Source organism: Membranihabitans marinus (assembly GCF_021729155.1).
In the GTDB taxonomy this organism is placed as follows: Bacteria; Bacteroidota; Bacteroidia; order Chitinophagales; family Saprospiraceae; genus Membranihabitans; species Membranihabitans marinus.
On record NZ_JAJQYA010000023.1, the window covers coordinates 1 to 25,303 of the forward strand.

The following is a 25,303-nucleotide window of genomic DNA, read 5'->3' on the forward strand; positions in this document are numbered from 1 at the left end:
AGTATTTCCTTCTCGTTTTTCTTCTCTTTTTTCATAGTTTGCTAAGATAAGTAGACACACTTAATTGAACAGTCTCAAAAATTGCGGTTTTTGCTTTTTTAATTGGATTCCTTATCTGTCTCAACTCCAATCATATCAACTATATATCTCTGTCTAGGGATTTGTATCAACGATGTCGATTATCCTCAAAGTGTAATTGTGGGCAAAATATATTTAACTCGAGAAAATCGTAAAATGCTAAAGAAAAGAGGATTCGAACATTATGGAGTTCAACTGGAACGCCCCAAAGGATATAACATGAAGAAAAAAGATATTGCAAAAAAACGGCAAAATAAAAGGCGTGAAATTGTGGGTGAATTTGGTCTTGGAAAATTGAAATATGGGATAAATAAAATAAGAATGAAGTACGCTGAAACAAGTAAGGCTTACATGCGCTTGATAGCTATTAGTATGAATATCTATTAGTTGTGGAAGAAGTGAAAGCTCTTTTTAAGTCAATTTATCCGCAGACAAACCAATGATTTAGATCAGAGGATTAATTTTATAATACAAATCTTTTTGGAAAACATTTTGGTCCTGATTCAGCCCAACCATATAAAGTCAAGTCTAGAAATTATTTGAAGTGATTTTAGGATTTATTAGTAGACCTTATTTAACTTAAAGAACAGGAATGAAGATTTACTTTGCACACCCCTATTCTTCTTGGGAAAGAGGAATTAATGAAAATACAAACGCTATCATTAGAAGAGGCTTCCCTAAAGGAAAAGACTTTAATATAATAGGCAAAAAACAGCTCTTAAAACTTTAACAAAAACTCAACAATAAACCAAGAAAAATTATCGGTTACAAAACCCCTAAAGAAGTCTTGAGATTTGAATTTAAAAATGTAGCTTAGTATCAATTAATTTTAACAACGCTTTGTTGCGTTAGAACATTGAATGCACCAATGCGAATAGTTTTAACAATATTGATTGCATTACACGGAGTTATCCATTTTTTTGGATTTCTGAAAGCATTTGGCATATCCGAGTTCAATGCAATTTCACATTCGATTACCAAGGCATTCGGAATTGTATGGTTATTGACCTTTGTTTTATTTGCAATTACTGTAGTTCTATTAATTGCTCAATATAATTATTGGTGGATTATCGGAATTGTTGGAGTAATCCTTTCGCAGTTCTTAATCATAAACTATTGGGTTGATGCAAAATTTGGCACTATAGCAAACGTAATTATTCTATTAGCAACAATTATTGGATATTCAAGTTTCAACTTTAAAGAAAAAATTAAAGGAGAAAGAATAACTCAATTTGAAAATTCACAACTCAAAAACCAAAATATTGTTACCGGAAAATCATTGCTTGACTTACCAGTAAATGTTCAGAAATGGTTGAGTAATAGCGGAATTATTGATAAAAAATTAATTTCTAACGTCTATTTAACTCAAGAACTACAACTCAAATTAAAGCCTGAACAAACAACTTGGAACAATGGCACGGCAGAGCAATATTTTACTATTCAACCACCGGCGTTTAATTGGAATATTAATACTGAAATGAATTCAATATTGAGTGTTGCGGGTCGAGACAAATTTGAAGACGGTAAAGGCGAGATGACAATTAAGCTTCTATCAATTATTCCTGTTGCAAATGCAAAAAATGACGAAAAGGTAAATCAGGCAACGTTGCAACGATATTTGGCGGAAATCGTTTGGTTCCCATCAGCGTCTTTGAGTGAATATATAAAATGGGAGGCTATAAACGACAATTCTGCCAGAGCAACAATGGAATATAATGGAACAAAAGGTTCAGGCGTATTTCATTTTGATATAGACGGCAATTTTGAAAAATTCGTAGCAATGCGTTACCAAGATTCAAACGATGCCGAACCTACCGAATGGACTGTAACTGCGACCAAAACCGAAGAAAGGAATGGCATAAAAATACCTGTTGAGTGCGAAGCAAGTTGGGAATTGGAGAGCGGTAAATGGACTTGGTTAAAATTGAAAATAACGGATATTAAATACAACGTGGTTGAAATGCCAGTGGCTAACAATACACATAAAAAATAGACGAATCAGTGATTAATTCAAGGGTTGTCCTCGTGCCAAACTTTGCACTTAACTGAACGATTATATACCCTTAGTCAGTACCACTATATTTTAAGGTGGTTAGTTGAGTTTCTTTCTATATTTTAACCTCAATTTGTTGTGCTGGGGCTATATGGTCAATTTAATATAATTCTATAAGTAGGATAGTATTGTCTAGCTCAATTACAAGGAGGTCATTGGCGTATCAATGTTCAGAGTGCTGTTAAGGATTTATACGAATTACATTTATAATTGATAAGCTCACCCACCCACGACTCAGAGGTCGTGGTGCCCTCGTTGAAGGTAGATTTACTACCTTCCGTACTTCGTACTTTACTCGGTTATCTTTCGATTTATTAGAAGTTTTACTTTGTTTAAAATACTCGCCGTAGCTACGGCTATGCTGGCTTACCCACCCTCGGCTGGCTGGCCTCGGTTCCTTCACCACAGGTCGATTTACGACCTTTGATTGCTCAAAGAGCAATTTTGTTCAGTCATAGCCTCGTCAAACTTCAAATATTCTCGAAATCTTTTCCGTCATTATAAAATGTAATTCCTATTAGTGGTGTCGTCCACAGTGTCGGTTTCCCATTTCTCCCCCTATTTTACTAGGTTAATTTAAAATGTGTAAGCTATGTTTTTTTACCTAGTTGATAAAGATATACCTCTTAGTTTTATACAAGTTAATCATCGATTGCTCAGACGAATTAAATCATTATACCTCATCTATATCTCCACTAAAATGTCACTGCCTATTTAGTCCTAGATTTAGGGAGAATTTTTATTTAGTTAAACAATGGAGTTAATATTTATTGTTTATGAGCTTATATGTTAAAATCATGTGTTTTGTTTTATTGTATAAATTAAAATTGTATTTTATATTTTTATGTATTTCGATTTGCTTTATTATTGATTGGTGTTGTGTGTTAATGTGTAGTGAAATTAATATTTGATTGTATTGTTGTTTGAAGTTTTGGTGTGTTTAAAGATCAATATATGGTGTATTAGAAATTTTACATAAAAGGTTAATTTATTATTTAAATGCAATAATTATGTGTAGGAGTCTATTGTTTTTATTGAAAAATCAATACCGCTGTATAGGATTGATATTTTGTCTGCAGTTTACTTGCTTGGTCTGGGCAGTAGGTCATACAGGAGGAAGGATCATGAATACGAGTTTGGAGTGGTCCACTGAAAATCCCATTAATACAGTGTATGAGGATAAGACTATTACAGGTCAAGTCGTCGATGTCGAAGGCAATGCATTAATTGGTGTTAATGTATTGGTCAAGGGCAGTACCAATGGAACGGCTACCGACTTTGAAGGAAAATTTACCTTGGAAAATGTGGCTGAAAATGCCGTCTTATTGATTACTTATATAGGTTATAAAAGCCAAGAAGTATTGGTCTCTGACCAAACCGTCTTGTATATTGTCTTGGAATCGGACTCTGAACTATTGGATGAGGTAGTGGTGGTAGGTTATGGTACGACTAGAACAAAAGATGTTACTGGATCGGCTAAATCGGTGAAAAGTGAAGATTTTAATAAAGGAATAATCAACTCCCCAGAGCAATTGCTACAAGGCAAAGTGGCTGGCGTCAATGTCAATGCCAGTAGTGGTGAGCCCGGAAGTCCATTGAATATTACGGTTCGAGGGCCTGGCGGCGTAAGAACAGGGAGTACGCCTTTGTTTGTGATTGATGGTTTTGCTCTAGATAACTCCTCTATCGGTTCTGCGACCAATCCGTTAAGTTTCTTAAATCCCGATGATATCGAATCCATTGATGTACTTAAGGATGCGTCGGCTACAGCGATCTATGGATCGAGAGGAGCCAACGGTGTGGTATTGATTACAACCAAAAAAGGCAAGGAAGGCAGTTCCGCACTCAATTACTCTGCCAATGTCGGATTGTCAACCCTCGCCAATCCCATCGATGTATTTTCAGCCGATGAGTTTCGCCGCAATTTAAATGCATTGGGCGTACAATTTATCGATGAAGGAGGAAATACGGATTGGCAAAAAGAAATTTCTAGAACGGCTATAACCCAAAATCACAATTTATCACTCAGTGGAGGAACGGCTAAACTTAAATATTTTGGATCTTTTGGTATTCAAGATCAAGAGGGAATTCTCATAGGTAGTCAACTCAATCGGTATTCGGGTAGAGTGAATCTAAATCAAATCTTGCTTAAAGATAAATTAAGTGTAGATGTCAATTTGACGGCCTCATCAACCAAAAACGATCGCCCACCTGTCCAAAGTATGATAGCCGATGCATTGACGGCGAATCCAACATATATACCATATAATCCGGATGGTTCCATATATCACTATTTAGATGGCACCAACCCCTTGTTGTCCAATGAATTGAGTCAGGATTTTACCCGTACAACGAGAATATTAGGGAATATTTCCCCTTCCTTGACCATTATTGAAGGTCTGGTATATAAATTGAATTTTGGTGTAGATCTTTCCAATACTTCGAGAGATTTTCAAGACCAGCCCAATGAGGAACCCCTGCGATTGGGGCGTTTTCAAAACAATACCAACCGCAATCTGAATAAGTTGATTGAGAATTATTTAACTTATAGTTTCTCCAATTCTATTCACCAGATTAGTGCTCTCATTGGACATTCTTATCAAAAGATTGACTTAACTGGTCGAAGTTTTAGCATCAATACTTTTCCCATAAATGGGATTGATCCTGTGTATAATCCTGGTTTGGGGCAAGAATTGGATTTAGCTAATAATAAGCCATCGGGGTTTGCGATTATCAATGAGTTACAATCATTTTTTTCGAGAGTAAATTATCAGTTCAATAACAGATATTTAGCAACAGCTACCTTGAGAGTCGATGGGTCGTCTAAATTTGGGGATAATAATAAATATGGAGTATTTCCGTCCTTTTCCTTGGGGTGGCGTTTGTCGGAGGAGGCGTTTTTAAAGGGCAGTATATTTACGGATCTTAAGATTAGAGCAGGATGGGGCTTGACGGGCAATCAAGAAATTCCACCTAAAATCACCCAGGCATCGTTTAATTCCTCTATTTCTTCGTCATCTAGTTATCCGCTGAACAGTTCGTCCAGTTATCCTGCGGGTACGACTTATTCTCGACTCGCCAATCCCGACATTCAGTGGGAGGTTTCATCACAAACCGATATAGGCTTAGACTTTGCTTTATTTAATGGCGCCATTGAGGGGAGCATGGATTATTTTAACAAAATATCAAAAGACATTTTGTTGGAAGTGATTCCTTCCGATCCCGTACAGCCTGCAGGAACGTTTTGGACCAATGTTCCCGATATGGAGATATCGAATAAGGGGTTTGAATTGGATCTCAATTATAGGAAAACTTTGACCAATGATCTTAGTTTTGTGATGGGTGGAAATATTACTTTTATAGATAATGAAGTGACCAATTCTCCTTATACCGTTATTCCCTCAGGCGCAGCTTCTGGCCCTGGTCTTACTTCTGCCACTATCAATGGCTATATTAATGGTAGGCCGATTGGATCATTTTATTTAAAAGAATTTATTGGATTCGACGAAATAGGAGAATCGGTGTTTAGAGACATTGATGGCGATGGAATTATCAGCGATAACGATAGAGTGGCTTCCGAAACGGCTCTGCCGAATAAAATCTACAATATCAACGCCAGCTTGGCTTTTAAAGGATTCGATTTAGCTGTTAATTTTAATGGTGTCGCAGGCAATATGGTGTACGACAATACGGCAAATGCCAATTTTTATAAATTGAGATTGTCCAAAGGCCTAAATGCTATTCCAGAAGCCATTGAATTTGAGAATGAATCAATTAATAATTCGGCTCCTGTCTCATCTCGATATCTCAAGGATGCTGCCTTTTTTAGATTAAATAATCTCAGCCTGGGGTACAACTTAGATACTAGGAAGTTGGGTTTTGGAGATTGGGTATCGCATTTGCGTTTTAGTCTGACTGGGCAAAACCTTTTCTTGATTACCAAGTACAATGGTTTTGATCCCGACGTAAATACCGATCGAGCCATCAATGGCATTTCATCATATGGGGTTGATTATTTGAGTTATCCCAAGGCAAAATCATTTTTATTTGGACTTTCCATTGGTTTATAAAAATTTAAAAAAATGAGAAATATATTATATAAACTTTTGATTTTATGTGGTTTGTTGACCATACTGCTTTCGTGTACGGATTTGAAAGAAGTGGTTTTGGATGAGTCATTGACCAGTACTTTGACGGATAAAGAAGCCGCCGATGGGATAATTGCTCCTGTCTATGCTCTATTGCCCAATATGTATCGACATACCAATTATTTTGCTTTACAAGAGATTAGTACGGATGAAGCCATATTGCCTTATAGAGGAGGAACGGATTGGGGAGACAATGGTATCTATCTCGAATTGCACCGACATACTTTTTCCAGTACCTCAGCCAATGTGCGCAATACTTGGGATGATATTGTACAGTCATTGTCGCGTGCTGTTTTGGCGATGAATACATTGCCCGATATCGCCGATGGCAACACGACGGTATATATAGCGGAAGCTAGAGGGATGAGAGCTTACTACAATATGATGCTGTTGGATCTTTACGGTCTGTCATTCAAAAAGGATGATCCGGGAAATACTTCTGAGGTGTTGCGCGGTGTGGACGCATTAAATTATATTCAGTCAGAATTTGAAGCAGTTTTGCCCAATCTTCAGAATAAATCCCAAGTAGGTCCTGGTCGATTGACTCAGTTGGGATTGAAGGGACTTTTGGCGCGGTTGCACCTCAATGCAGCGGTCTATCGGGATCGCTATGCCGTAGACATTGCTTTTCAGGATGAAGATCTAGACAAAGTAATCGATTATTGTGATGAGATTATTGCTTCTGGAGATTATCAGTTGTCCAATGATTACTTTGACATTTTTGGAAACAACAATCACGACAATCCAGAATTGATTTTTGCCATCGATCAACGCCCCGACCTAAATGGCCACAATCGCATGGCTTATTTTTCACTTTCAGGAGATCAATATCCACTAGCTCAATTTCCGAGTGCCAATGGAACCGATGGTCCCGGTATTACATCTGATTTCTATCAGACTTGGGTAGAGGCTTACGCTCCAGCTGATCCCACGATAGATCCCCGATTTCATCTGCAAAATTTGGAAATTTACAGTACGGGACGAGACACTTGTTTGACCGCTGAAGATTTTAAAATTAATAGAGGAATCCTTCGAGGTCAACAATATGGACTGATTCGTGAAGGCGGTGTATTCTTGCAGTGTGAAGATGGCAAATACCAAGTTGGGGCCTTGACCAATTTAAGTAGAAATCGCCCCGACAAATTTGTGTTTTTTACTGAGAATATTGATTTTACGGCTGAAGGGAGTGATTATAGTACGGGGTATCGAGTTGAAAAATATGAATTTAGTTCTGTATCTAGTTCCGGAAGAAACAATGGCGAGGCCGATATTGTGATATTGAGATTGGCTGATGTGTATCTGATGAGAGCTGAAGCCTTGTTGCGAAAAAACAATGATGTGGCGGGGGCTTTGGCTGCGGTGAATACAGTGCGGGCTGCACGAACCAGTCGTACGCCTCCACCGACTATGACGGAAATGAACCTCGATTTATTGTATCGGGAAAGGGGATTTGAATTTTATTGGGAACATCTGCGTCGCAGTGATATGATCCGATTTGGAGAATATGAAGGGACGTGGACTGAGAAAACCAATTCCGATCCCATGAAGCGAATTTTTCCAATTCCGCAGACAGCCATCGATGGTGCTTCTAATCTAGATGGATATTTAGTTCAGAATCCGAGCTATTAAGGGAAAGGATTAGCTAAAGGGATTAGAATTTGAAGAATAATTGAGAAATGGCTTTGAAGATTCAATCAAAGCCATTTTTGATATTCGAATTGGAAAAATGGTGGATTAGAAGATGGAGAGGTTCTATTTTTGAATTGGTGTTTTATTAACCTTGAATTTCTTTTAATTTTTGAGAAAAGTATCGTGGTTGTGTCGAAAGAATACTTTTTTATGTACTACTGAGCCGTGTAATGTATTTTGTAGTAGATGTGTATGAAAATGTGAAAAATTTATGTATATTGTAGTAATTGGTCTTGTTGATTCTAGAAAAATAACATTTGGAAAAATAGAAGATAATTTTCTAAATAGACACCTGTCTATTATTTCAAAAAATTAGATCCCTCCCCAAATAGAAGCTGTAAATATTTGATTGTAAATGTTTTGAAATGAATTTACAAGCTTTAAACTTAATGAAGATATCGACGACAGTAAATAGAAATATTGATTCGAAAGGTTATTATAGTTGAATCTCGTATAATTCAAGTAAAAAATGGATTAGACTAGAAATGACTTCCAATGTTTTTTTTTAACACAGGCTTAACTCCCCAATTTATGTCCAATTATTTTGGTCTACAATCAAGATCGGCAAGTTGTATTGCTCATTGCCAAGAAATACATACTGATGAAAATGGGAATAAAATAGGTGAAAGAGGTTGGTGTAAAGTTGGATGTTGGGTAGAAACCGTGGTGAAGGCAGTTACTGCGACAGCAGCAGTTTTGGTTGCTGTAAAACAATTAGACTGATATTGGATGAAAGTGATATAATCTTATTTCGAAAGGACTCGGAGTGAAATTAATTGAATGTTTTTAAACAGGATATACTATGCATGTATTACTACTGCTCATATTACAAGTCAATGTTGTTCAAGGAATTCTTTGGGATAATGAAAGATCACTTCCTGTTTCCAATGCCTATGTCTATCCTGTAAGTCAACCACATCTAAGTGTGGTATCGAACGAAGCAGGATTGTTTATTCTGCCTGAGTCCATTTCTTTTAAAGATAGTTTAGAAATGAGTCACATCTCCTATGAAAAGAAAAGATTTTTATGTGGTAGCTCGTCTCATTTAGATACGATATTTCTCCAGTCAAGACCTTTCGAATTAGATGAAGTACATGTATTTGGGGAAACGGCGCTCGACATAATGAAGAACTGTATTCGCAGGCTTAAGGCCAATCACAGTAATTCAACTCAGTATTTTAAATTTCAGACCACTATCGATGGATATGATAAACAAGATGTACTGCAAACGATAGAGGATTATAATGGGGTATTAAAGCAAAATAGTAATCAGGATTTTTCATTTTTTTTTCAAAATAGTCGATACTATATTAAGCAGGATAAGAATTTTAAGCCAAGTGAATATTTGACTTCTTTATTCAGTATGGAATTCGACCCCATCCTTCGGCTTAAGGATGATCATCTGAAAAGGTTGAAACTGGGAAAATTTGATTGGCAATATATTGGTCAAGTAGAACAATTTGGGAGAAAGGTGCACATCATCGGTTTTCAAAGCAAAGGTGAAGGCTATTACGATAGTGGCACCTTATTGATCGATGAAGAAAATTATGCTGTGATGAAGTCATCCTTGTATTGGAAAGACAAAGTGTTGGTCTCTGAAGTTTTACACGTTCCCTATAGAGATACATTGATTCTAAAAACGGCGTACTACTTTGTTAGAAACCTAGGTGGAAGTTTTAAAAGAATAAGTCAATACCAGATTATAGAAGATCCTACTGAGTATATAAATTTGAAATATATGAATTCTATTGCAGGTAAAAAATATATAGAGGTAGTTGACGATATACAGACCGTAGACTCATTTGATCAGAAATTTCTCAGTCAAAGAAAAGAAATGTTTGGGCAGGGGCGGGAGTAGTTTTTTGATGGATATAGGTGTGAAAGAAGTAGCTTGATGGAACCTAGCACTAGGCTTGCCGATTGATTAAGCATTCGATAATAATGAAGCTTTGACACGACACAGTGGTCGTCTTCCTTCATCCTCTGGAGCATGGTGAGATTTCATAAATTTCTCTGCCGAATTAAAGTATAGTCACGTCGGAGAGAAGTGGTTAAATATCTATCTGGTTACGTTGTAGTCACGCCGGAGCCAGTGGCTCCGGTTTTACCCGGAGCGCGGTGGCTCCGGTTCCTTCGCCGAATGTCCATTTAGGACATTCGGTTGCTCTTCGATCAACTACGCTCAGTCATACTCAGTATAGTTTTGCTTGCGTAGCATTAGATACAGCGAATGGTTATTTGTATACATCAGATCGAGTGTATGCTATGTGTCTGAATTTAGTAAAATGAATAGTTATGGTTCAAAAGTTAGTCCACCAGTCGAAGTTTTTATACCAGATAGGTTTTATAGGAATTCTATTACACTTCGTTTTTACAGTTTCTGGTCAGACCATGCATAGAGCTAATGATATAAAGCCTGAGGTCGTTGAACAATTGTTAAACAAGTCGAAAACCCAGAAAATTATGGCCATTACGACTATGGGGTTTGCTGTGTTGATAACGCCCCTCATTGATAATCCAAATATACAGGGCTTGGGGAGCTGGCCAGAATTTGTATGTCTAGGTTTGGTGGGAACCAGTGTAGGTTTATACATTGCCGGTAGTAACAATCAATCCAAGGCTATTAAAATGGACTTGGGACTAATGTCTATAAGTCCATTTTCTCCTCGGATTCAACAAAGATCTACTTTGCTACCGGGTTTAGGTGTTGGTCCAGGATGGAGAGTTGTTTACATATGGTGATATTGAATTTTTTAAAAATATAATAATTGTATTCGTGTATTGATTGGGTTTAAAACTTTTTTTATGGAAAATTCATTTTGTTGTCCAAATTATTTTTTATTAAAAGCAATTTTCATAATTTTTATTTTTCAATTACATATAAATTTGAATGGTCAGAATTATAGAGACCTTGAGCTTAAAGCAGTCAGAAACGCATTGTTAGATAAAAGTAAGACTCAAGAAAATATAGCATGTATTACCATGGGATTAGGTGCGGTTACCTTCCCTATAGGGATATCAAGGTCGTCTTCTGGTGGAGAAGCTATCGCATTAATTGGTCTTGGGTTTATTGTAACGAGTATTACTTTTTTTGTTAAGTCAAATAAGAATCAAAACAAAGCTCTTAAAATGTACATAGGATTGATGGAAAAGAGTCCATTGAATTCCAGGGTTTCGTATAGAAGTCATGAATTTAAAGTTGTATCAACGATGGATATACTTTCTATGCCTGTGATTGGGGTGAAAATTCCATTATAGCTTTCTTTTATTCTCCCAACATATTGCATGCCATGTGGTAAGCCAATCGACTTCCTACACTGCCATCGTATTCATGTGGATCACCCGCTACTTCACAGAGATCGGCACCGATGATGGTACGTCCTTGCTCCTGTAATTTATCGATTAAATAGGTTGCTTGATAGTATTGCAATCCACCCGGAACAGGAGTGCCGGTGTGTGGACAAAGGCTAGGATCCAATCCATCGATATCGAAACTGATGTATACTTTGGGAGGAAGTTTCGAGACGATGTAGTCGCAGATTGAATTCCAGGATTCACCGTGAAACATTGCTTTGCTGATGTTTTCAGCGTAGTAACTGTGTATTCGTTCTGCATTGTTTTGGATATATGAGTATTCTTCTGGACAAAAGTCTCGAATGCCAACTTGGACCAATTTTTTAACTTGCGGGTTTTCTTCCAATACATTGTACATAATGGAGGCATGAGAGTAAGTGAAATTTTCATAGGCCTTGCGCAGGTCGCAATGTGCGTCGATCTGTAAGATTCCAAAATCTCCATGTTTTTCGCCCAGCGCTTTGATATAACCTAATGGTGTACTGTGATCACCTCCAATTAGAATGACTTGCTTGTCTTGATCTAAATATTTTTTGGATTTGGTATATACCCATTCATTGAGATACTGTGACTCTTGATTGATTTGATCGACCAAGTCATTCATCTCTGCATTGATTTCTTGCCCAGATTCTAGTTGTTGAATATACTGACTCGCTTTTTTGCGCCATTTTTGTGAGCGTTGAAATATGTCTTTGCTTATTTTGTCAAAGAATAGTCCCTTTTTCCAGGCGTTGGGATACTGTAAATTCATGAGGTCCAGCTGGTAAGATGCATTGAGTAAATTTTGTGGACCAAGGGAAGTGCCGTCGCTATAGGAAGTGGTTACATCCCAAGGAACAGGTAAAAAGATTAAATCTGCATTACTTTTTGTAAAAGGCAGGCCAATAAAATTATTGTTTTTCATGCCTGGGCCATTAGGGCTGTAGTCGGTTAGGGTAGACATAGTTTATATTTTGATAATGATATTCACAATAAGGGCCTTAAATGTATAGATATTTTTTAATATACGTGGGGAATATTGATAAGATGTAGGTTAATATTTTATTATATGAGGGGGGAGGATTTTGCGGGTTAATAGTTAAATAGTGAGAAGTTGAATTTAAGATGGAGCGGAATTAGGGGAGAGGGCAATAGCCTTGAGATTAAGCGGTTGTGATTAGGCGGTTGAGATTAGGCTTTTGTGATTAGGCTTTATAATTAGGCGGTTATGAAATAACCTATGATTTCCGTATATTAAGGAAAATACATAGCGCTATGGAAGAGAAATTTAAAAGTGTGTCAATTTATGACTTATACGAACGTTTTCCTAGCAGAGATAGTTGTTTAGCATATTTGGCCAAAAAGAAGTGGGAATCAGGATTTACCTGTAAACATTGTGGACATCATCATTATTGCAGTGGAGGAAAGCCATACGTAAGGCAGTGTACTCGATGTCGGTATAAAGAATCAGCTACTGCCAACACTTTATTTCACAAAGTCAAGTTCGATTTAGTCAAAGCTTTTGCCATTGTCTACTTTATTGCTACCAATAAAAAAGGAATATCGTCTTGTGAATTAAGTCGAACCTTACAGTTGAGACAAAAGACTTGTTGGTTGTTCCGTCTTAAGGTATTGTCGGCCATGGAAACTCATCGCAATGTAGGGTTAAGTGGAAAAGTAGAAATTTCAGATTTTGAAATCGGAATGAAGAAGGTGATGAAAAACGGCCGGGAAGTACGGTATAAAAAGAGGGTAGTTCTAGCTGTAGAGAAAAAAGGTAAGGGAGTTTCTCACGTTTATGCCGATGAGGTCAATCATCGCGGATATAATCAAATCAATGCTGTGGTTGAACGGACAGTGAATCCAGATGCCCTTATTAGTTGTTATAAATTGCGCGGCTATGACCAAATATGCAAGAAATACCAAGTCATATCTAGAGTTAAAAAAACAAAGAAGACCATTATGCCATTGTCCTATAGAATTGAAAATAGCATAGTATTTTGGTTGAGAGGCATTCATCATCATGCTGAATTATTACAGTATTATTTGGATGAATTCTGTTATAGATTTAATCGCAATCAGATGAAGGAGGAGATTTTTGTCCATCTTTTGGAACGCATGGTTTGCCATCGTCCGAGGACATATATGGAGATTATCAGCTAAATGCCTAATTATATGGGCTTGGTACCAAAATCCAAAATCTCTAACCCCTCACATTTTAGCTGCTAAAGCCTCCAATTTCGACTTTTTGTCTTGATTGTTTTCCAATATCATAGATGTATAATTACATCTACTAGCCCTATTATAGAAATTTTCAGCCGAAGGCTATTAATAAACAAAAACCATTTCATGGGCTAAAATGTATATACAAAAACTTATACAAGGAGTGATTTCGAATTTGCCATTATTACTTCTTATTTTTTAACAGCCGTTTTAGTAATAAAATGATGTCATTTTCAATGCTATGACGGATGTTCTGATTTTTATCCAAAGCTGAATTTTCCGGGAAAAGAATTATACTTTTAACAAACCACTTTTAATCAAAAGATTTCCATTTAATACAGAAAAATAGTCATTCTCAATCGTGAAAATTGATGGCAAATGGCTTGCTTCAAATTTTAACCAAATTTTTTCAATAGTTTTCTTCTCTTATTAACTCCTCCGTTTTTCATTTTTATCCATCTAAATTATTGATTATATTAGCTTTGAATCGATATCTTTAGTCCTTGTAGACTTCAACACTGCAAAAGAATAATTAGCTGTTTATTCAAGAAAATTAACATAAGATTTCGCAATAAAATGTACATTTGACCTCGGTTAATGACCTTCGATTTTGCGACTTATTTTGGCAATCGTAAACAAGATATCAATATTTAAAATCTACTAAAATATTTAATTCGAAATTGGTAAATATGAAAAAAGTAATGATAATTGGGGCCGGCGGTGTAGGCAGAGTAGTTGCTTACAAATGTGCCCAACAAAAAGAGGTCTTCTCTGACATTTTATTGGCAAGTAGAACCAAAGAAAAATGTGATGAAATCAAGGATGCCATCGGTGATGACAGAATATCTACTGCAGCCATTGATGCTATGGATGTTCCCGCATTGGTTGCCCTAATCCGGTCATTTCAACCCGATTTGGTAATTCATGTCGCCCTGCCTTATCAAGACCTCGCTATTATGGACGCTTGCCTAGAAGCAGGTGTCGATTACTTAGATACAGCCAATTACGAACCAGAAGACGAAGCCAAATTTGAATATAAATGGCAGTGGGCTTATCAAGATCGCTTCAAAGAAAAAGGCCTAATGGCTCTGCTAGGTAGTGGGTTTGACCCTGGAGTAACTTCAGTGTTTACCGCCTATGCGGCTAAACACTATTTCGATGAAATCCATTATTTAGATATAGTAGATTGTAATGCCGGTGACCACGGACATCCTTTTGCTACCAATTTCAATCCCGAAATAAATATTCGAGAAGTAACTCAAAAAGGAAAATACTGGGAAAATGGTGAATGGGTAGAGACAGAACCCCACCAATTTAAAAAGAAACTACACTATCCAGAAATCGGTGTGAAGGATTCTTACCTCATCTATCACGAAGAACTAGAATCTTTGGTTAAGAATTTTCCAACCATTAAAAGAGCCCGTTTTTGGATGACCTTTTCAGAAGAATATTTGACCCACCTTCGAGTAATTCAAAACATCGGAATGGCAAACATTGACCCCGTAGAATTCGAAGGAAAGCAAATCGTTCCCATTCAATTCTTAAAGGCTGTATTGCCCGATCCCAAATCATTGGGTGCCAATTACAAAGGTTGGACCTCAATTGGATGTCGAATCCGAGGGATAAAAGACGGCAAAGAACGCACTTGTTATATATACAACAATGCTAGTCACGAAGCAGCCTATGCTGAAACCGGGACTCAAGCCGTATCCTATACCACTGGTGTGCCTGCAATGATTGGTGCTAAAATGATGGTGACCGATCAATGGAAAAAACCAGGAGTGTATAATGTAGAAGAGTTTAACCCGGATCCATTTATGGATGAATTGAATAAATGTGGACTGCCTTGGAAGGTAGAGTTAGATATAGACTTGGAATTGTAAATGAGTAACAACAATCAAAATACAATATATCCACTGATCGATTCTCCAGCCTATGTATTGGAAGAAAATCGATTAATCGCCAATTTGGAGAAACTCTCGAGAGTCAGAGACGAGGCAGGAATCGAAATTATTCTTGCCCTGAAAGCATTTGCAATGTGGTCAGAATTTCCATTGATCGGTCGATATCTCAATGGGGCAACAGCGAGCTCTCTGTATGAAGCCAAATTAATTGCCGAAGAAATGAAGACCTTGGCCCATGTCTATGCCCCGGTATTCCATTCAGATGAAATAGAAGAGTTGGCTAAAGTCAGCCAAACCATTGTATTCAATTCTGTGCAAGAATATCATAGCCATGGCCCTGAATTTCTGCGGTATCGGTCAGATATGGAATTTGGTCTCCGTGTAAACCCCGGTTACAGCGAGATAGAAACCGATTTATACAATCCCGCAGCAATAGGATCTCGTTTGGGAATCCCCTCTTTAACGGAATTGCCTCAAGGAGTAACTGGACTTCATATGCATGCCCTGTGTGAAAACAATTCCTTTACCTTCGAAAGGGTATTGCAATCCTTTGAACACAGATTTGCTCATCTTTTGCCCCATATTCATTGGGTGAATTTTGGCGGTGGTCATTTAATTACTCAAGCAGATTACGATATACCGCATTTGATTAATGTCCTCAAAAGCTTTAAACAAAGATATCCTCACTTAAAAGTTATACTAGAACCCGGGTCTGCCATTGCTTGGCAGACTGGGTTTTTAAAAGCCAGCGTATTGGACATTGTCGAAACACCAGTGCAAAAGATTTTGATCTTAGATGTTTCTTTCACCGCCCATATGCCCGATTGCTTGGAAATGCCTTACAACCCTGCCATTAGAAAGGCTAACTATGGAAGTGAGGGGAAATTCGTCTATCAATTAGGAGGGATGAGTTGCTTAGCAGGAGATCAATTGGGGCCATATAGTTTCGAAAGGGCGATGGACATTGGCGATGAAATAATATTCGAGGATATGATTCATTATACCATGGTCAAAACCACTATGTTTAATGGGGTTCGACATCCCGATATTGGCAAAATCGACGTCGATGGCAACTATCATTTAATTCGCCGGTTTAACTATTCCGATTTCAAGCAACGGCTTTCATAAATATGGATGAAGATAAAAGATACCAATACTGGCGGTCTGCTTTAAGTCCTCTTTATGGCGATCGGGAGACTGAGAATATGTGGCGAATGTATGTGGAGGTGGATCGACCAGAGGACATTTTTGATGCAGATATCGAACAATTAAAATCCTATTTTCCCCTTCAATATTTATTGGGATTCACTTGGTTTTATGATCTCAAAATCGGTGTAACACCTGAGGTCTTAATCCCGAGACCGGAAACAGAAGAATTGGTCTTCTATCTATTGGATATGGTGGGGATGAATGACCATGCCCCTATTGTCCTAGACCTGGGGACGGGCAGTGGTTGTATTCCATTGGCTATCAAAAGTAAAAGACCAGAGTGGCAGTTGTACGGACTGGATTATTATTCAGAGGCATTGGAAGTAGCTAAGAAAAATAGTTTAGATCTGGACATCGATGTAAAATGGTGCACAGGGAATATTCTGACTTGGGATCTCGGCGAATTTCAAGATGTCATGTTTGATATTATCATATCCAATCCACCCTATATTCCCCTTCATGACCAAAAAATAATGGCCGATAATGTTTTAAAATACGAACCTCACTCTGCTTTATTTACCGACCATCCTCAAGGTTTGGAGTTTTATCAAGCCATTGCAGAAAATTATAGTAGAAATTTAAAATCAGACGGTTGGATTTTTATGGAAATTCACGAATCCTACGCCGAAGAAATACTTTCCTTGTTCCATCCTCGACATCACTGGGGAGATATCGGAGTCTTAAACGATTTACAAGGGAAACCTAGGATTTTTTATGCTCAAAAAAAGTGCTGAGTTAGCAAAAAGCTATTTCTCAGCACTCAAATTAACTAAACCTTAATTCTTTTATATTATTCGTATTACCCTTCTCTATTTGATGAAGAACCTTTTGCGCCTCACTTTATTTCTGACTCTATTTCAATTCTGATCTATAAACTACATTTGTCTTCAAAATCAATTCTTCTCAGCCTGCTTAAATTCTCCACGAAGACTTTTAAAATTACCCTTATCACCCTTCTACATTTACCAATTACATCCAATTACATCCAATCACATCCAATCATTAATCCTATCCTTAGGGGTAAATATTTAGAATCTTATTACCATCGCAAATAGATCGAAATATAGTCGACAATTATAAATACATTTGGTATACCCATATTCTAAATATCATATTTATTCGCTCCGCATAAATCTATTCTTCCCCTCCAACCAATTTGTATTTTTATTCTATTATAAATTACAGGCAATCAGCTTATAAAATATTTAGAATATTCACCTAATACAACGAATTAGAACTAAAAATAATTTCAATACAAAAGAAATTTTCCTCTATTGCTTTACAAATTTGCCCACCTGAGTCCTCGTGGCAATAATATATTGACCTGAGGATAATCTGCTGATATTGATGCGATTGGTATAGTATCCAATCAACAGAGGTCTACCACTCATATTGTATATTATATAGATGGAGCCATAGTCCACATTGCTCAAACTGATATAGCTCGATGCCGGATTGGGAACAACTATTATATCTTGATTGTCCACTACCGGATTGGATGTTTCTGGTTCTTCTGACTCCGCGGGATTGCTGGGTTCAGTAGGATTACTAGGTTCGCTTACTTCCTCATTAGGTTCTTCGGTTTCTTCCGGTGTATTAGATTCCTCACTCGGAGTATTGTCTACTTCACAATCATCCAATTGCAAAACATGTGGAGAGGTGGATACAAATGAACCATTACTCTCAATAGCCTTTACGTATATACTGAGACTAGTATTTCCAGTAGGAGAATACACCGCAGAATAAGATGAAGGACTGCCTTTGGCATTGATGTTCTCTATTACGGAGTAATTGCCATTGTCATTGGCCACATATACTTCAAACGAAGAAGTCATTGCTTCCTGCTTTGTAGACCATTGGATCTCTACCGACGAACAATTGTTGCTGCCCGTAGTGGAAAATGATTGAAATGCAGTATAATTTGTTTCTGGACATTGCGCACTGCCATTGTCTTCATCCCAACTACAGTTCGATTGATTGGTTTTTTTGGCATAATCCCAAGTCAAAAACCAGGTGTCATAACTTCTGTTGGCTTGTCCAAACGAGAATTTTCCTCTCTGAAATCCGAAACCCAAATACCAGCTATTATCAAAGCTACAGTTTAAGAAATTTTCTCGATGACCATTGTTACAACAACTGAGATCGTCGTACATCATACCGAAAACAGCCCATTCAATAGCTGCTTCCACACTGCTCAATGTATTGATGGCAATATTTTCGGAATAACCGTTGAAACAAGTTCCCCAATCACCTACTTGTTCACTAATCCGACTACTTGGACTGCCTAGACAGCTCGATTGATGATTGAATTCACCACAGCTTATCATTCTGCAACTGTGATTCTGTGCGGCATTATTTATCGCAGGATGCAAAGGAATGGAAACCGTAGGTATATTGTAAGCTGAACTATAGGCTTTTCGAAGAGCGGTTATGATCTTTTGAGCATAATCTCTAGGATCTGTGTACGTCTCGGGATGGACATAATCATCAATGTTGTTGTTCCTAAAAGCACTGCGCTCTCTTGCAATGGCTGCATTGACATTGGCCTCGAAACTTTGATTGAAATTGTATTCGTAATCCTGGTTAGGACTGGGTACACAGGAGGCACGCAATCGAATCTGTGGATTGAGTTCTTCGTAAACTCCAGGTCCAAATGATTGACTAGGATTTTGGCCCAATAGGGCATAACAGGAGATTAATATGACTAGTGAAGTCAAGTAGATTATTCTTTTCATTTCCGCTTTTTTGAATGTTATGACTGTTAAGAAAACCTCAAAACACTCAAAAAATTGGATGAAAAAAGTTAAAATATGAAAATTAACATTTTTTCAAACAATGAGAAATACAATATTCTATCTATGAAATATTCTGAAGATTTTACTCCTTGTCCATGGCCCACTAAGTCAGTTGCCGGCTTTTTTGGTTTTCGAATAACCCTTGCCTTGAAGTAATTCCAGTACTTTGTCGCGATGATCACCTTGGATCAATATTTCCATGTCTTTGACCGATCCTCCACATCCGCACTTTTGCTTTAAAAATTTGCCCAAGTCCTCTAATTCTGCTTCATCTCCTTCATAATCTCTGACCACAGTCACCAGTTTATTACCCTTCTTGCGATCCAACCAGATCCGCAAATTTTGATCTTTGGGTTCTATAGAACTACTTTCTTCATTTTGAAAAAAAGACGCCGCAAAATCTGGATTGGTCGAGTAAACCGTTAATTTCTTCTTCTTTTTAGCCACAATTAAATTTTTCCTGGTTTAGAGAAACAAAATAACAAGATAGATAATTGATAATACATATGAAAACAATTGATGAAAATGAAAGGTTTTTGCAGCGATATTTGTTTTTTGTAATGGGAAAATTCCAGTTTGATTCTATAATTTTATGATTATCTTGATAAAATGTAAGTGGTATTTTTTAATTTCAACCCATGCGGACATTTAAAAAACAACACATTTTGTTTTTGGCTTTAGGAGCCTATTTTGTGGCCAATGCCATCATTGCGGAGTTTATAGGAGTGAAAATATTTTCTCTTGAGAAAACTCTGGGAATTCCCCCATTAGATTTAACCATCTTTAATCAACCCAATCTTTCACTTAATCTTACTGTAGGTGTGCTCTTATGGCCTCTGGAGTTTGTGCTAACCGATGTGATTAATGAATATTTTGGAAAAAAAGGAGTGAAATTCCTGTCTTATTTGGCCGTAGTCTTGATTTTGTACGCCTTTGTTGTGGTGTTTTGGGGAATGAAATTAGACCCAGCGGATTTTTGGCCACAATCTCATATCAATCCCAACTGGCCTGTGGAGCGTCAAGAACAAGAACTGGCTCTGGTTGGTAATTATAACGCTGCCTATCGATTGGTCTTTGGCCAGGGCTTATGGATTATTATTGGCTCAGTAGTGGCATTCTTATTGGGCCAAGTAGTCGATGTCTTTATTTTTCACAAGATTAAGACATGGACAGGACGGGGAATGGTTTGGTTAAGAGCTACGGGGTCAACACTGGTATCGCAACTTCTCGATAGTTTTGTTGTTCTCTTTATAGCTTTTTATATCGGGGCCGATTGGTCATTGACCTTAGTCTTGGCCATCGGGGTGGTCAACTATATATACAAGGGATCAATGGCTATCCTGCTTACCCCACTGATATACGCAATGCATTATGTTATCGATACTTTTTTAGGGCCTGAATTGGCCGATAAAATGAAAAGAGAAGCACAAAATAGTTCTGCTTAATGTGGACGAATAAAATATGGATGAAGCGTCCGTTTAATTTTGGATTTCACGGACCCTCAGCGGAAAGTAATCACTTTCAGCAGAAACTGTCTCATTCTGAAACTTTTATTCAACAAAAAGCTCAGCAAGAATTCAATGGTTTAGTAGCCACCTTACGTCATGCAGGACTAGAAGTAGATGTCTTGCCTTTTGATGCTGAAGGCGAAAGTATGGATGCAGTCTTTCTCAACAATTGGTTCAGTACACATGACAATGGTTTAATGGTGGTATATCCTATGCTGGTTCCAGAGCGAAGGACGGAGCGACGACAGGACATGATAGATTATATTCGATCACAGTATGAAGTATCACAATTTTGGTCGATGACTCATTACGAGGATCGTCATTTATTCTTGGAATCCACAGGCAGCATGGTCTTGGATCGAGAGCATCGCGTAGTATATGCTTGTAAGAGTGTTCGAACCAGCCGAACCTTACTGGAAAAGTGGGCAAAGCGAATGGATTATCAATTGATAATATTTGATGCCTTTGATATGCATGGAAGACCTGTGTATCACACCAATGTATTGATGACAATGACGCCTCATTACGTTATGATCAATTCCTCAGCCATACCAAAAGGAGACTGGAAAACATTGAAATCACAATTCTCCAAGAACAATAAAAAGATTATCGATATCTCCATGCTGCAAATGAATCAATTCCTAGGGAATGCCATTGTACTACAGGGTAGATCAGATTACCCTTTATTGCTGATGTCTAGTAATGCTTATAGATCTTTAACCCTTCGCCAACTCTATGATTTGTCCAGTCAAATGACCATCATTCACTATCCGATACCCACCATTGAAACCGTCGGAGGGGGTAGTGTAAGATGTATGATTGCAGAAAATTTTCTAGAATCCAAAAAATAGCTCCTGCTGAGGATGACTGAATGAAGTTGTCCTGTTGGACAACCCGATGGATTAAATATCCATCGGATGAAGGAACCGAAACCTCCGTGTTTCGGGTGTGAACGAGCATGACTGAATGAAGTTGTCCGGAGGACAACCCAATCCAGTAAATGTGGATTGGATGAAGGAGCCGAGGGTCCCATCCCTCGGGTGTGAACGAATGAAGTACACGACTGAATAAAGTTGCTCAAAGAGCAACCAGATGAACTAAATGTTCAACTGATGAAGGAGCCATGACCACTGTGTCGTGGGTGAACGAGCAAAATACGTAGTATCCAATGTCCTGAACGAGGCTGTAAATTAAACTCTGTCTGGATAAAAAAATTAATAAATTTATTCAAACAAAAGAGATGGAAATTCAAGAACAAAAAGAATTAGAAAAGAAAGCATTAGACCAGCTATTATCAGGGAAGAGTTTATTTGGGGAAGATGGAGCATTTGGCCCAATGCTAAAGAGCTTTATAGAAAAAGCATTAGAAGCAGAAATGACGTCCCATTTATCAGAAGGCTCAGAAAAAAACAAAAGGAATGGCAAAGGTAAAAAGACCTTAAAAACAAATATAGGATCGATAGAGATAGAAACACCTCAAGATAGAAATAGTAGTTTTCAACCCAGTATTGTAAAGAAGCGCCAAACAATATTAGCGGATAATTTATCGGAAAAGATCATTGGCTTATATGGATTAGGAATGAGTTTGCGAGACATTTCATCCCATATTAAAGAGATGTATGATATGCAGATATCCCACACCGTATTGTCAGAGATTACGGATAAAATCATACCGGATATTAAGGCCTGGCAAAGCCGGCCAGTAGAGTCCTTATATTGTATTGTATGGCTAGATGCAATGCACTACAAAGTAAAGGTTGATGGCAAAATAGAAAATAGAGCTGTATATAATATTTTGGGTGTGAACAAGGAGGGGAGAAAGGAGATTTTAGGTATGTATGTTTCACAAAGTGAAGGTGCAAAATTCTGGTTGCAAGTACTTACTGATTTGCAAAACAGAGGATTAGAAGATCTCTTAATTGCATGTACAGATAATTTAAAAGGGTTTAGTGAAGCAATTTTAAGCATTTTCCCAAAAACTCAAATCCAAAAGTGTATAGTACATCAAATTCGAAATTCTTTAAAATACGTTGCTTCCAAAGACCAAAAAGAATTTATAAAAGATTTAAAACTTGTTTATAAAGCAGTAAGCAAAGAGATAGCGGAAGATGAATTAGAAAAACTATCGGAAAAATGGGGCAAGAAATACCCGGTAGTTATTGATAGTTGGGAGCGTAATTGGGAAGAACTATCAGCCTATTTTGAATACACAGAACCAATTAGAAGGATTATCTATACGACCAATGCAGTGGAGGGATTTCATCGCCAAGTACGTAAAGTTACTAAAACGAAAGGTGCATTTACGAATGATATGGCTCTGTTAAAATTGATATATTTAGCTACCAAAAATATTGAAAAGAAATGGACCTCTCCGTTGCCGTATTGGAGTTTGACCATTCAACAATTATATATTAAATTTGGAGATAGAATTACATTGGATATACAAACGAATCCAAGCAATACGTGACGCTGCCGCTATGGCTCATTTTAAAAATAATTGGATTTTAAAAAAAAGAAAAATCCAATTATTTTTAAAACGTAATATAAAAACAGACAGACTTTAAATTACACTCCCTCCTGAACGGACATTGGGCGAGAGAAGTCGCAGCCACTGCGCTGCGACGAGATAGTATTTATATTGATAGGTTTAAGTACTTGTCACAGAATTAATATAAATGTCTTGAGGTAACCGGAGCCACTGTGCTCCGGCGTGACTGCAAGGTAATTCGATAGGTATTTAGCCACTGTGCCGAGGCATGATTAGAATATTTAACTACAGGATTTTACTTATTAATATTATGTCGTCCCTTCAGGACTTCTTTTCAAGATGACAATTATTTCATAGGGTTTCACCCTACGCTGACATATTTCGTCCTTTCAGGACTTTTTTAAGCTTAAATGGCATGGTATCATCGTAATTCGATAGGTTTTTAGCCACTGCGCTGCGACAATAATACATAAAATTCGACAGCAAATTCTCACTGTGCTCCGACGAGATAGTATTTATATTGACAGGTTTAAGTACTTGTCACAGAATTAATATAAATGTCTTGAGGGAACCGGAGCCATTGGCTCCGGCGTGACTGCAACGTAATTCGATAGGTTTTCAGCCACTGCGCTGCGACAAGAATACATAAAATTCGACAGCAAATTCTTACTGTGCTGCGACGAGATAGCATTTAAATTGACAAGTATAAACTGCAATTGAAGTAATAATAAAATAGCGCTGAAGGAACCGAAACCTCAGTGTTTCGGATGGGTGAACGAATGAAGTACAGGACTGAATAAAGTTGCTCAAAGAGCAACCAGATGAACTAAATGTTCAACTGATGAAGGAGCCATGACCACTGTGTCGTGGGTGAACGAGCAAAATACGTAGTATCCAATGTCCTGAACGGACATTGGGCGAGAGAAGTCGCAGCCACTGCGCTGCGACGAGATGGCATGAAAGTTCTCAGTTTTTTAGCCACTGTGCCGAGGCATGATTAGAATATTTAACTACAGGATTTTACTTATTAATATTATGTCGTCCCTTCAGGACTTCTTTTCAAGATGACAATTATTTCATAGGGTTTCACCCTACGCTGACATATTTCGTCCTTTCAGGACTTTTTTAAGCTTAAATGGCATGGTATCATCGTAATTCGATAGGTTTTTAGCCACTGCGCTGCGACAATAATACATAAAATTCGACAGCAAATTCTCACTGTGCTCCGACGAGATAGTATTTATATTGACAGGTTTAAGTACTTGTCACAGAATTAATATAAATGTCTTGAGGGAACCGGAGCCATTGGCTCCGGCGTGACTGCAACGTAATTCGATAGGTTTTCAGCCACTGCGCTGCGACAAGAATACATAAAATTCGACAGCAAATTCTCACTGTGCTACGACGAGATAGCATTTAAATTGACAAGTATAAAATACAATTGAAGTAATAATAAAATAGCGCTGAAGGAACCGAAACCACCGTGTTTCGGGTGTGAACGAGCATGACTGAATGAAGTTGTCCGGAGGACAACCCAATCCAGTAAATGTGGATTGGATGAAGGAGCCATGACCACTGTGTCGTGGGTGGGTAGGGAAAGCCCGTAAATCGGTCTACGATGAGAGAAGTCGCAGCCACTGCGCTGTGACAACACTACATTTAAATCGCTATGTCTTAAATTTCATTTTTCAATAAAATATAATAACATTGAAGGCACCACAACCTCAGTGTTTCAGATTGGTTGGCATTGCGGCTCTAAACAGAATAATTAAAACGTAATGTGTAATAATTAAATCCGAAGATTCCCATTAATTATAAATGTATTTCATATAACTCGGAAACCATGTTTTATCACATTTATTTGAAATTTTTCTC

At 37.6% G+C, this 25,303-nt stretch carries 18 protein-coding genes and 1 pseudogene; 16 read left to right on the forward strand and 3 right to left on the reverse strand.

Features of this window, described 5'->3' with window-relative positions; genetic code table 11:
• Positions 1-198: 198 nt before the first annotated feature.
• From LVD51_RS20020 to LVD51_RS13625, 9 genes and pseudogenes are all read left to right on the forward strand, one after another.
• A complete protein-coding gene (locus tag LVD51_RS20020; RefSeq protein ID WP_317207902.1) occupies positions 199-465 on the forward strand; it encodes a transposase in 267 nt (88 codons plus the stop codon).
• Between the two features lie 208 nt (positions 466-673).
• Positions 674-895 (forward strand): annotated as a pseudogene (locus LVD51_RS20295) (IS30 family transposase); the annotation flags it as partial.
• A gap of 51 nt (positions 896-946) precedes the next feature.
• Positions 947-2,071: a DUF6920 family protein gene (locus LVD51_RS13595; protein ID WP_236971933.1), complete on the forward strand. Its 1,125-nt coding sequence runs from the start codon at positions 947-949 to the stop codon at positions 2,069-2,071.
• A 1,184-nt stretch (positions 2,072-3,255) separates the two neighbouring features.
• Positions 3,256-6,201 (forward strand): SusC/RagA family TonB-linked outer membrane protein, encoded by a 2,946-nt coding sequence (locus LVD51_RS13600; RefSeq protein ID WP_394803175.1) that lies wholly within the window; start codon positions 3,256-3,258, stop codon positions 6,199-6,201.
• 12 nt (positions 6,202-6,213) lie between these two features.
• A complete protein-coding gene (locus LVD51_RS13605; protein WP_236971935.1) occupies positions 6,214-7,908 on the forward strand; it encodes a RagB/SusD family nutrient uptake outer membrane protein in 1,695 nt (564 codons plus the stop codon).
• Positions 7,909-8,499: 591 nt separating this feature from the next.
• Entirely contained in the window at positions 8,500-8,691 is a 192-nt protein-coding gene (locus LVD51_RS13610) for a hypothetical protein (protein ID WP_236971936.1), read from the forward strand.
• 79 nt (positions 8,692-8,770) lie between these two features.
• On the forward strand, positions 8,771-9,826 hold the full coding sequence (locus LVD51_RS13615; protein WP_236971937.1) for a hypothetical protein: 1,056 nt from the start codon (positions 8,771-8,773) through the stop codon (positions 9,824-9,826).
• A 437-nt stretch (positions 9,827-10,263) separates the two neighbouring features.
• The gene (locus LVD51_RS13620) at positions 10,264-10,710 is read left to right on the forward strand and encodes a hypothetical protein (RefSeq protein WP_236971938.1); all 447 of its coding nucleotides are present in this window, start codon (positions 10,264-10,266) and stop codon (positions 10,708-10,710) included.
• 63 nt (positions 10,711-10,773) lie between these two features.
• Positions 10,774-11,226 (forward strand): hypothetical protein, encoded by a 453-nt coding sequence (locus tag LVD51_RS13625; RefSeq protein ID WP_236971939.1) that lies wholly within the window; start codon positions 10,774-10,776, stop codon positions 11,224-11,226.
• 7 nt (positions 11,227-11,233) lie between these two features.
• On the opposite strand, the gene LVD51_RS13630 is transcribed toward LVD51_RS13625, so the two are convergent.
• On the reverse strand, positions 11,234-12,265 hold the full coding sequence (locus LVD51_RS13630; protein WP_236971940.1) for an agmatinase family protein: 1,032 nt from the start codon (positions 12,263-12,265) through the stop codon (positions 11,234-11,236).
• 311 nt (positions 12,266-12,576) lie between these two features.
• Between LVD51_RS13630 and LVD51_RS13635 the strand changes: the two genes are divergently transcribed.
• From LVD51_RS13635 to prmC, 4 genes are all read left to right on the forward strand, one after another.
• A complete protein-coding gene (locus LVD51_RS13635; protein ID WP_236971941.1) occupies positions 12,577-13,464 on the forward strand; it encodes an IS1595 family transposase in 888 nt (295 codons plus the stop codon).
• Positions 13,465-14,213: 749 nt separating this feature from the next.
• A complete protein-coding gene (locus LVD51_RS13640; protein ID WP_236971942.1) occupies positions 14,214-15,407 on the forward strand; it encodes a saccharopine dehydrogenase family protein in 1,194 nt (397 codons plus the stop codon).
• The gene (gene nspC / locus LVD51_RS13645; RefSeq protein WP_236971943.1) at positions 15,408-16,556 is read left to right on the forward strand and encodes a carboxynorspermidine decarboxylase; all 1,149 of its coding nucleotides are present in this window, start codon (positions 15,408-15,410) and stop codon (positions 16,554-16,556) included.
• Between the two features lie 2 nt (positions 16,557-16,558).
• Entirely contained in the window at positions 16,559-17,371 is an 813-nt protein-coding gene (gene prmC, locus LVD51_RS13650) for a peptide chain release factor N(5)-glutamine methyltransferase (RefSeq protein WP_236971944.1), read from the forward strand.
• 537 nt (positions 17,372-17,908) lie between these two features.
• Here prmC and LVD51_RS13655 read toward each other — a convergent pair.
• Positions 17,909-19,372: a T9SS type A sorting domain-containing protein gene (locus tag LVD51_RS13655; RefSeq protein WP_236971948.1), complete on the reverse strand. Its 1,464-nt coding sequence runs from the start codon at positions 19,370-19,372 to the stop codon at positions 17,909-17,911.
• A gap of 168 nt (positions 19,373-19,540) precedes the next feature.
• Entirely contained in the window at positions 19,541-19,879 is a 339-nt protein-coding gene (locus LVD51_RS13660) for a translation initiation factor (RefSeq protein WP_236971949.1), read from the reverse strand.
• 191 nt (positions 19,880-20,070) lie between these two features.
• Here LVD51_RS13660 and LVD51_RS13665 point away from each other — a divergent pair, with 191 nt between their 5' ends.
• The 3 genes from LVD51_RS13665 (at position 20,071) to LVD51_RS13675 (ending at position 23,407) form a co-directional block, all read left to right on the forward strand.
• Positions 20,071-20,877, forward strand: a complete 807-nt coding sequence (locus LVD51_RS13665) for a queuosine precursor transporter (RefSeq protein ID WP_236971950.1) — start codon at positions 20,071-20,073, stop codon at positions 20,875-20,877.
• A complete protein-coding gene (locus LVD51_RS13670) occupies positions 20,877-21,791 on the forward strand; it encodes an arginine deiminase-related protein (protein ID WP_236971951.1) in 915 nt (304 codons plus the stop codon). Before LVD51_RS13665 ends, LVD51_RS13670 begins: the two co-directional genes overlap by 1 nt.
• A 389-nt stretch (positions 21,792-22,180) precedes the next feature.
• Entirely contained in the window at positions 22,181-23,407 is a 1,227-nt protein-coding gene (locus tag LVD51_RS13675) for an IS256 family transposase (RefSeq protein WP_236971952.1), read from the forward strand.
• Positions 23,408-25,303 lie beyond the last annotated feature (1,896 nt).